Annotated in this window: 6 protein-coding genes; 1 reads left to right on the top strand and 5 read right to left on the bottom strand. The window is 39.3% G+C overall.

Annotated elements, in window-relative coordinates; all coding sequences use genetic code 11:
- Positions 1-187: 187 nt before the first annotated feature.
- On the top strand, positions 188-1,243 hold the full coding sequence (locus JWR61_RS26555; protein ID WP_301930671.1) for a glycosyltransferase family protein: 1,056 nt from the start codon (positions 188-190) through the stop codon (positions 1,241-1,243).
- Positions 1,244-1,268: 25 nt separating this feature from the next.
- On the opposite strand, the gene JWR61_RS26550 is transcribed toward JWR61_RS26555, so the two are convergent.
- From JWR61_RS26550 to JWR61_RS26530, 5 genes are all read right to left on the bottom strand, one after another.
- Positions 1,269-1,613 carry a hypothetical protein gene (locus tag JWR61_RS26550; protein WP_301930670.1) on the bottom strand — a complete coding sequence of 115 codons (345 nt, stop codon included), beginning with the start codon at positions 1,611-1,613 and terminating at the stop codon, positions 1,269-1,271.
- A 420-nt stretch (positions 1,614-2,033) separates the two neighbouring features.
- On the bottom strand, positions 2,034-5,306 hold the full coding sequence (locus JWR61_RS26545) for a TonB-dependent receptor (protein WP_301930669.1): 3,273 nt from the start codon (positions 5,304-5,306) through the stop codon (positions 2,034-2,036).
- A 223-nt stretch (positions 5,307-5,529) separates the two neighbouring features.
- Complete coding sequence (locus JWR61_RS26540) at positions 5,530-6,039, bottom strand: hypothetical protein (protein ID WP_301930668.1); 510 nt, start codon at positions 6,037-6,039, stop codon at positions 5,530-5,532.
- Positions 6,040-6,119: 80 nt separating this feature from the next.
- Positions 6,120-7,535 carry a hypothetical protein gene (locus JWR61_RS26535; RefSeq protein WP_301930667.1) on the bottom strand — a complete coding sequence of 472 codons (1,416 nt, stop codon included), beginning with the start codon at positions 7,533-7,535 and terminating at the stop codon, positions 6,120-6,122.
- A gap of 37 nt (positions 7,536-7,572) precedes the next feature.
- On the bottom strand, positions 7,573-10,374 hold the full coding sequence (locus tag JWR61_RS26530; protein ID WP_301930666.1) for a TonB-dependent receptor: 2,802 nt from the start codon (positions 10,372-10,374) through the stop codon (positions 7,573-7,575).
- Positions 10,375-10,560 lie beyond the last annotated feature (186 nt).

The raw sequence follows: 10,560 nt of genomic DNA, 5'->3' as shown, positions 1-10,560 counted from the left end.
TTGGATTGAGAATTTAACTGCTCTTGAATACGACGACAATAAATGGGCTGTGTACTATTTCCAGGAAGATAAGTTAGTGCAGGAGTTGACAGATTCTTTCTACACAGACGAAGCTGCATACCTGCGTACGGCTGAGTTGTTTAAAATAATGATGCAGGATTTTGCGATTACATCTTAAAACATTTTTATGAAAGTACTCTACGCCATCCAAGGCACTGGAAATGGACATGTAAGCAGGGCCAATGAAATTATTCCCTTCTTAGAAAAAAAATGCGACCTCGACATTTTATTGAGCGGCACCCAGGCAGATGTAGGACTTAATTACCCCATTAAATTTAAAATGAAGGGACTGTGTTTTATATTCGGCAAGAAGGGCGGCGTAGACATGTACAAAACGTTTAAGCAAATGCAGTCGAAAAAGTTTTTATCGGAGATAAAGTTACTTCCGGTTGAAGAATATGATCTTGTTATAAATGATTTTGAACCTGTAAGCGCCTGGGCGTGCAGGTTAAAAAATGTCCCCTGCATTGGTATGAGCCATCAATGGGCCGTACTACACAAAGATGCTCCCAAACCTGCATCTAAAGACTTATTCGGCACCATGATTCTAAGACATTATGCACCATGTAAAACTGGTGTAGGATTTCATTTTAAGCCTTATGGCGAAAATATCTTCACGCCGGTGATAAAAAGAGAAATTCGCAATGCCCCCAAAAAAAATCTTGGTCATTATACTGTTTATCTGCCAGCTTATTCGGATAAAAAGTTAATCGCTTTTTTATCCGTCTTTAAAAATATCCAATGGCAGATTTTTAGTAAACACACTAAAAAATCTTACACCGCAGGCAACTGCAGCATTAAGCCTGTAAGCACTGCTGAATTCACAGAAAGTTTTACCACCTGTGAAGGTGTTATATGTGGAGCTGGCTTTGAAACACCGGCGGAGGCATTACAGATGGGTAAGAAATTATTGGTAGTTCCCATGAAACATCAATACGAGCAACATTTAAACGCGGCCGGCGCACAGGATCTGGGTGTGCCAGTTATAAAAAGTCTTAAGAAAAAACACCTGCACAAAGTTGAAAACTGGCTGAAGGAAAAGAATGCATTGCAAATTTATTTTCCGGACGAAACGGAAAAAATTATTGACCTCGTATTGGCGATGCCGGCAGTAAAAATCGTTGACAAAAAACCTGCTAAAAGCTTGCCTGCCAATGGCATTTTACTTCCCCGTTGGGTATAAATTATACGGCTGCTTTTTACCTAAGTCAGTCATTACTCCGGATATCCTGCAACAAGCGGCTTGCCTCATCAGACAATACGGTAGCCTTTAATTCTCCAGCCTGCTTAAAGGTAAAATATTTACAGGTGGCATCGTTCATTCTAAAATCTATATCCTGTACTACCATGTTATTTTTAAAAAAATGCAACGACCCGTCATAGCCACATTTCAAATCAGGCTTTGTAGTTGATGCACTGATTGCATTACTTAAACTGGTTATGGTTTTTTTATCGCGGATAATTTTTACCACAACCACGGTATCCATTGTGCCATCGCCTTTAAAAAAATTGATGGCAACACTGTCGGCGTTTATTATACGCTCTTGTAACATAGTGTTTGGTCTGCTGCAAGCAATAAAGCAACTTAAAAAGCAGGCAAATAATATCATCTTCATTTTGTAAATATACAAGACCGGATTTAATATTGTAATCAAAAAACAAACCACCTGGCAAGACTACCAGGTGGTACAAGCGTTTAAATTTGTTCTTGCTTAAGGAAACTTGTTTGAGATTGCTATACTTAAAAGAAGGTTTAGTTGCCAATAGAATGGTTGCAAGATGGTAAATGTGTGTTACCAAAATATTATTGCAGGGTTACGTAAATGTTATATGATGTACAACACTTAAAGCAGATAACAGCGATTCAAAATCTCAAAAATGAATTCAATAAAAACAAATCACCCGGTAAAATGTGCCGGGTGATTTGTTTCAGCGACTTGCTGCATATTTAAAAATGCTGATCACTCTTTCTATTAAAAATTATATTTAACTCCAAACTGTGCCTGGAAACGACTGTTTAATGGATCAACTGTATAATAGTGATTGTTTAAACCTGTCGGCGCATTAAAATTAAATGTTGGCAAATAACCAGATGAAGGTTTACCAGCAGCTACACCATTTGCATCTTTAACAAAAGTGAGTAAGTTAGCAGTGTAGTTGTTTACATTGGTAACAAAGTAAACATGACCCCAATTATTATTCAGCAGGTTCAACACATTAAAAATATCAAGGCTTATTTGAATAGAGCGGCTACCCTCTTTACCAAATTTAAACTCATGCATTAATTTCATATCAACGTCATGGTTCCATGGGGTTCTTAACCCATTTCTTTCTGCATACTGCCCTCTCCTGGAATTCAAATATTTATCACCTGATATCAAACTGTTTAAGTCCGTCCATTGCTGAGCCGCAGTGTAAACCTGGCCATTTTTTGTAAAATCCGCAAGCCTGATATCATTTTGGTCTCTTGGAATGTATGGCAGGTTGGCATTGGCTGCATTACCAAAAGGATTACCTCCCGAATTGTAAACAACAGAATAAGGACTTCCTGATTGGCCAGCATAAAAGAATGCGAGCGTTGTAAGGTTTGTTTTATTCCACTCCAGGTTTACACCCGCTGTGGCAACTATTCTGTGACGCAAGTCAAAATTTGAATACGCTAATTGCGGATTATTGGCAACTATCGCAGGATTAACTTCGAAGTTAGATTGGAAAGAATTACGAATGCCATTGCTTAAATCTTTGCTCATTCCGTAAGTGTATGCAGCACTCCAATTTAAACTTATGCGGTGCGACCCCAGCTTGGAATAATTTGAATTTTTATTTAGCTGAGCAGTTAAATTATAACGATAGCCTTTTGTCGTATTCGTTAACAAGTAAACATTAGAGTATTGCGAATTTAATTTGCCACCTACATAAACAGGAGATTGGGAGGGACCTGAAGTAAAATACTGCACACTGTCTTTTATGTTGATCTGCTGAAATTTTACATCATACAAAGTTTTGGTGTACAAAGCATCCAGTGTCAATTTATATCCTCTTCCAAACCTGATATCCACCGCAATATTTGAGCGCCATACTGTAGGAAGTTTAAAATGATTATCGATGACGTCTATTTCTCTCGTAGTTCCTGCATTGGCACTTGCCAACGCATGTGCGTTGATTGTATCCTGCAAATTAAGCGGGTTGATTGCCAGCGGAATGCTGACATTACCTCCGGTAGTATTTGTTGCGCTTGGCTTAAAATCAATATTATTATAATTGCCGCCAGATAACGTTTCGGCATAGCCTAGCCATGCAAAAGGCATCCTGCCGACAAAAATTCCTGTTCCGCCTCTTACCACCAGGCTCTGATCGCCTTTTACATTCCAGTTAAATCCCAACCTTGGCGAAATGGTAGGTTTGCCAAGCCATTTGTTGGTAAGCTGGTTAAACGGTGTGTTGTTATAAGTTGCATTAGAGGTATTGTTTTTTGCAGTTGCAAAATCTTTATCCACCGCCACATTATTGCCCAGGAACGGATAGTCAATTCTGAAACCTCCTGTTATTTTAAAATTACGGTGCAGCGAAATTTCATCCTGTGCATAAACACTGGTGAGGTTTACATTATATGGGCTTGGCGGATTATTATACAAATCATCCCTTGTGTTCGGATACTTGTTGTTGATTGAATATGCTCCACGAATCCTGCTGGGTTTGTCAGCCATAAAATTTGCCGGGTTGGAATATTCCCACCTGCCATTCCAGGAGTTTACAAACCCGCAAGTAAGCTTATAAAATTCATTGTGTGTTCCAAAAGTAAATTTATGAATACCTTTTGTAAGGGTGAGATTGTCATTAACTTCAATGGTTTGCTGCTTCATGTTGTAAATAGAAGCTTCACGCCATGTACCTGCCCAGGCTGCTCCACCGCCAATATCCATAAAGGGAGAAAGCACGCCGGGAAAATCCCTGAACTCATGTACGTTAATATAGCTTACACTTAACTGGTTGCTTAGCTGGTTAGAAATAGTCGTTTTTAATTCTGACGTTAGGTTGATGTTTTTTGTGTGTTGAGTAAAATCAGTAGAGCCAAACTGGAAGTTGGTAGAAGTGCGTTCCAGGTTATTGCCTACACCGTTGGTATAAATGCCTCTTACGGTTAAAGTGCTTTTTGGATTTAATTTAAAATCCAGCCTGGCAAATAACTTATCACTGTTGGTAAAGATTTTATAAGCTCCCTGGTAGGAACCTGCATCGTAATTGTATTTCGTTTTTAATTGATTGTAAATACTCGCTGCATCTGCCAGACTGATAGCCGCACCCGGATCTCCTGCGTTATAAAAGGTTGGTTCCTGACGACGGGTTTGTTCAAAATTTACAATAAAAAAAGCTTTGTTTTTTACAATAGGTCCACTAAGCGTTGCACCATACTGGTAGTCATGAAAATCGGATCCAATTTTTGTTTTTAATCCATCCACACTTTTCCCCATCAACGCCTGGTTTCTGCCATAACCATATACTGATCCGTGAATCGTATTTGTACCACTCTTGGTTACTGCATTAACAGAACCGCCGGTAAAATTTCCGAGCTTTACGTCAAAGGGTGAAAGTTGTACCTGTACTTCCTGTATCACATCGATACTGTAAGGGTTGGTACGTGTACCAGCACCTGCAGCACCCGACTGACCTCCGCCACTTGTACCTCCGAATGAGTTGCTGAAGCCTATCGCGTCGTTATTGACAGCACCATCAACAGTAAGATTGTTGTACCTGAAATTACTGCCGGCAAATGAGTTGTTATTTGACTGGGGTGTGAGTCTCGTAAAATCACCCAGGCTCCTGCCTAAGGTAGGCAAGGTGTTCATCTGTGCCCTTCCAATGCTCAGACCATTGCTATTTTTTTTTGTGGCGGAAACGACTACTGCTTCCAGGCTGCCTGTATTAACCTTCATTACAATATCCAAATCGGGATTGCTACCCAAAGCTAAATTTACATCCTGGGCTCTTTCTTCTTTAAAGCCAACAAAAGTGATGGCGATTGCATAAGGGCCGCCGGGCTTTAAATTAGTGATACTAAAAATTCCTTTCTTATTAGTTTGTGTTTTTGTTACGGCACCGGTAGGCACGTGCGTAAGTTCCACTGTTGCTCCCTGAATGATCGCTCCTTTTTCGTCGTGTATAATACCACTTAGAGATGAAACAGTTTCTTGTGCGTAACCTGTTATTCCTGCTAACATTAATAAAGCAAATATTAATTTTCTCATAAAACTTTGCATTTTTTTATTTTCTGCAAAGCACTCACTCCAATGTTAAGGCAATATGTATTTTGTGTTATTGACAGGTTAATACACCCTGGCACGCTATCGTTTATTTATATAAAGACAGGCCTGCTGAATTATCCAAAACTTAATTTATTAAATCACCTTACATGACTTAAGTGAATGGCTATTAACCGATTTTCTATTATCACAATAGTTGTTATACAATCTATGGTTTTACAATCTTTGTTACATTTCCATTTGAATCATACTCATTTTTGCCTGTCAATTCGCCCAGCTGATTGTAATTTTTCCACTCCCCTTTTTTGAATCCATGCACATAATCTCCCTCACTTTCTGTATATCCATTTTCATAAAACCAAGTTGCAGGGCCGTGGTATTGCCCGAATGTATCCAGTGAAAGTTTTGCTTTCAATTGACCGTTGCCATAATACTCAGCAAAAAAAATCCGCTTGTTGTTTTTTGTAATAATAATCTGCCTGACAGTGTCCGACGCATCTTTCATTACCTGGCATACAACACTTTCCTTACTGTTAATATAATAGGTAGCTGTTGCAAATTTATTAGTGCCGTATTTTTTTACGTACGAGGTGTCGCTGCTTTTTTTAATTGAATCAAGCCAGTTGTAATTCACGCCGGTGGTCGACGGTGCTTTTTCTTTTTTGGCATTACAACCGAACATAAAAAGAAAAGCGGTAATTATTGAAACGTATTTCATTTGTAAACAATAAACGGTTAACAGTGAAAACCTAAAAAGCAGCTATCCAGTAGCTGCTTTTTTATTTGTATTAAAAGATCTTAATTAAATTTTGTCCATGTTTTCCACCATGTATCGCCAACAGCGCAAGCCCCTTTATAGCTAACACTTGTGAAACCATTCGCCAGTTTTGGATGAGTGAAAGATCCTCCAGTTACAGCAGGGGACCCTGATGTTGGATTAAAATCCGGAGTTGAATAATTAAACGGCGCGGTTAAACCTACAAGGTCGTTGGTAGCTAAAATGCTGTTGCCATAGTCAGGGGTGTTAAACCAGGTAGTAATAGTTGCCGTAGTGTTAGGCGTAAGCGGCGTATTGGTATTGGTTCCCAAACTATATAGTACCGGCGTTGGGCAACCGGCAATAATTGTGTTTTGTACAAACAGTGAACCTGAAATATTGTTGTCGGTAGGAACTCCTTTGGTAGCGTCAATATACAGACCGTTCGGATACCCCATTATGATGGAATTGAACAAAGACAAGCTTGAGTTTCTTCTTATTTGTGCTCCCCAAACAAAAAGGCTATTGCCGGTATTCGTTAATTTTTCTTTAGGTCCCATTACCGTCATGTTGCTAAAAATTGCACTTGTTTGTGGCAATAGGGAGCTACCGGAAGCATCATTATCACTTTCGAATGCCTCACTTTTTGAAATATCTGCAACTGATGAATCCCTTAGCGAAATACCAAACTGTACCTTACCGCTAAATCCATTATCAGTATCAAAATCATCATCCAACGTGCGGAAAGAAATCAGGTGCGTGCAATTTACTGTACCCCCAAACCATTCAAAAGAATCATCGTTTGCGTAAGATACCTGTACATTATCTATGATGGTTTTATTGCCTACACCACCAAAAGTTAAACCGTTAATTTCCTTATCAGGTAAAAAAGCGTATCCTGCATATTCAATGCGCACGTACCTCAGAATACCACTGTTATCTGCAGGATTCTGACCCTGAGATGCAGGAGTTCCATACAATCCAAGACCATCGCTATTGTTTACACCACCTTCAATTTCACCAATACCCTGAACTCCGTTAAAAGATGCGTTCGTTGGAGCATTGCCTAATAAAATTACACCAGCCCAGTCTCCACGCTGCGGAGTTGCTGCTTCTGAAGTAAATACAATCGGCTTATCGGCAGTTCCGTCAGCTATTATTTTACAACTTCTTGTTATAATCAATCCACCGTTTTTACCATTTTCGCCTACAATCTTTGTTCCTGGCTCAATTGTAAGAATGGCGCCGTTTGTTACATATACCAATCCACGGAGCTTATACGTAAAGGCTGCTTTCAAAGTAAGGTTGGCGCTTATCCTTCCTTCCAATATAGTGTTTACAGTTTGGTTATTTGTTGTGGTGTCCTGCACTATTGTTGTAGGTCCGTCCATTTCTATTTTGCGGCATCCCAAAGATGTGGCAGCAATTAACACACTGTAGAGAAATAATTTTTTCATGTTGTTATTTTTGTTGTTCTGTTTTTTAGTTTGTCTTTTAAAAATTATATCCAAAACTTACACTTACGTTCGTTCCATATTTTCTTTTGATCGCAAATGCATCAATACCCTTATCGTATTTTTTATTATCATTTAAGTCATTGTAGTAAATGGCCTGCTGATTAAATATGTCCGACACATTCAGTTTTAGCTCGCCCTTATTTTTCATAATTTTTTTAGCTACCTGAAAATCCATTACGGCTCTCGGATTTTCCCAGATAGGTGGCTGATCGGAGCCGCCCACAAATACAATTCTTCTTCCAATCTGGTTAAACAGTAGCGTTGTAGTAAGGCCTGTTTTTTCAATATCGTACTGCAGACCTGCGTTTAAAAGATAGGGGCTTTGTCCCTGCATTGGCCTGTCAAGCGATGTACTTTGGCTGGTAACCCGGTTGTAGATATATGACACATTTCCCTGTACGGTGAAATTTTTGAAGGAAGGATTGAAGTCAAGCTTTTTTCTGAATTCCAGTTCTGCTCCAAAGCTGTTGGCTTCATCTGCATTGATAAAATTATAAGTGCTTGCCCCGCCTGACCCCACATTAAAATAAGCTTCAATGGGGTTTTTAAAATACTTATAAAAAACACCGAGCGTAAACAATTCGCCGGCTCTTGGATACATTTCGTAGCGCAGGTCGAAATTGGTAACCTTGGTTCTCACCAATGCTGTGTTTCCTGCAACTGTTGCTCCCAAATCAAAATCATAAAATTGAAAAGTACTCAGTTCCCTGAATTCAGGACGAATAACTGTTTGCGATCCCGATACCCTGAAATTGGATTTATCTGTTAACTTATAAGTAAGGTTTACACCGGGTAAAAAGTCAGTCACTTTACTCTGTACATGTCTTGGATCGCTTTTTTTCATGCTGCCAATAACCTGGTCAAAATTCTCAACGCGTACTCCCCAAACGGCACGAAACTTATTGGTAATCTGATTATCGAATTGCAGAAAACCGGCGTTTAAAATTGAATTGGCTATGTAGCGGTATCCTTCGCCGGACAATTCATTAAAAGCAAACTTATTGTCAAAGCCAGTTCCAAAATTTTCCTGCGCAAACACCTGGTCGAGGCCCAAATGACGCAAGCCAGGATTATCAGAAGGGAGGTAAATTGCAAAAGGCCGTGCATCAAACAACCGGTCTTTAACCTGGAAAAAATAGCCGCCTTTTATTGTCTGCGTTAACCCGTTGCCTTTAAAACTTTTGCTCATATCGCCTCCTGCGGTATAAACGTAATCATTTAAAAAACCATAGTATCTGCTACCACTTTTTTGTGATGATTTTGAAGCTCCGATTAACAATGAATAGGGAGAAGCCGGATTGGTAGGATCATCCTGGTTGTACTGCACACGACGCTGATCGGGTATATACTGATCCAGGATATTAAAGCTGCCAAACCAGTGTAATTTGGCGCCGTATTTTTTAATATTATGATCACCGGTTAGCTGTGTGTTAAAAAAAGTATTTGCTTTAAAAGCCAGTTCATACGCCTTAATATTATCGCCCGTCGCAGGATTGGTTTCAAAGTCTTTTCCTGTTCTTAAAGTGGTATAATCAGTTGTATTTACATTCAACATGTTTTTGAGCGAAATTTTGGTATCGCTGCCCAGTTGAAGCGTAAAGTTGGCCAATGCTCCCGCAAGAATATCAGTTGAATATTTATTATTAAAGTAGTCGAAGTTTAAACTCGCTGTATTGTTTTGAAAAAGATTTACCTGGTTTTCAAAATCTATGGCCCTGTTGCTACGGTTATAATTTACAGCCATAATTGCTGCCAGTGTATTCTTGCCGCCCAGCTTTTTATTAAATCCCCCATTGATCAAAAAACTTTCGTTTAAAAGCGGTAAAATGTTTGAGCTATTTTTTTGTGTACTCCAGATATTGGTAAACTCTTTTCCATAAGCAGTTTTTGCACCATTATCCAGATCAGCAAAAGCGCCTTTTAACGGGAATCCTGCAGGTAAGCCTCTTGTTCCGTTATCGTAACCCAGAAAGTCAGTGTTGCTTCCTTTGTAAGTATAAAAGTCTTTTCCGATGGTTTGTGTATTAAAACCGGTACCAACCTGGATACTCAAAAAATCTTTTGCAGGAATATCCTTCGTATTCACCTGTATCAGGCCACCAGCCCACTCTCCCGGTAATTCCGGTATAAAAGATTTATTGATAATAATATTATCAATCATTGAAGAGGGTAAAATATCAAAGCTGAAAGTTTTACGGTCTGGTTCTGTACTGCTCATTAAAATGCCATTCAGCATAGCCTGGTTATAACGATCCGCCAACCCTCTTACAACAAGATATTTGCCTTCCTGAACGGATGTTCCTGGAACACGTTTTAGCACCTCACCGGTATTTTTATCCGGAGACCTTCTGATCGCTTCGGCACTGATAACCTGTGCTACAACTGGTGCGTTCCGCTGGTAAGCAATTAAAGCCGATACTGATTCTTTTTTTGTAGTCGACCGTATTACAACCCCTGTTTCAGTTTTAGTTGAAGCTTCAAGAATAATATCGAGGTGGGTAACTTCATTGGGCTTAACCTCTACATCAGCTAATTCTTTTGTGATAAAACCAACCGAGGTAAGACGAAGGGTGTACTTTTTCCCGGCATCTACATTTAACTGAAAATAGCCATCTGTATTGGTTGTGGTAATGGCTTTTGCGCCGTCAACTGCAATGCTGACTCCTGATAGATTTGATCCTGTTTTTGAATCGGTCACCTTACCTTCTATCTTGCTTTTCTGAGCAAAAGCATTCAATGAGCCGATGATAAACAGTACTAACAATCCTCCAATTCTCATGCGTTATAATTTGTGCAAAGAGACGGTTAATATGTTAACCCAAAGTGAAGGGAATGTTACGGAAAGGTTACGGCTATGTTAAGCGAATGTTACCCCGCTTATATTTGTCCAAATTTTCAACTGCAGCGCATCTAAAAAAATGTCTTTTACTGTAGTAAATGGAGTTGTTTAATTAACAGCAGGAAA

This window comes from Ferruginibacter sp., assembly GCF_028288465.1.
Taxonomy (GTDB): Bacteria; Bacteroidota; Bacteroidia; order Chitinophagales; family Chitinophagaceae; genus Ferruginibacter.
Note: the sequence above shows the minus strand (reverse complement) of the source record. Positions and strands in the feature narration are given on the sequence as shown.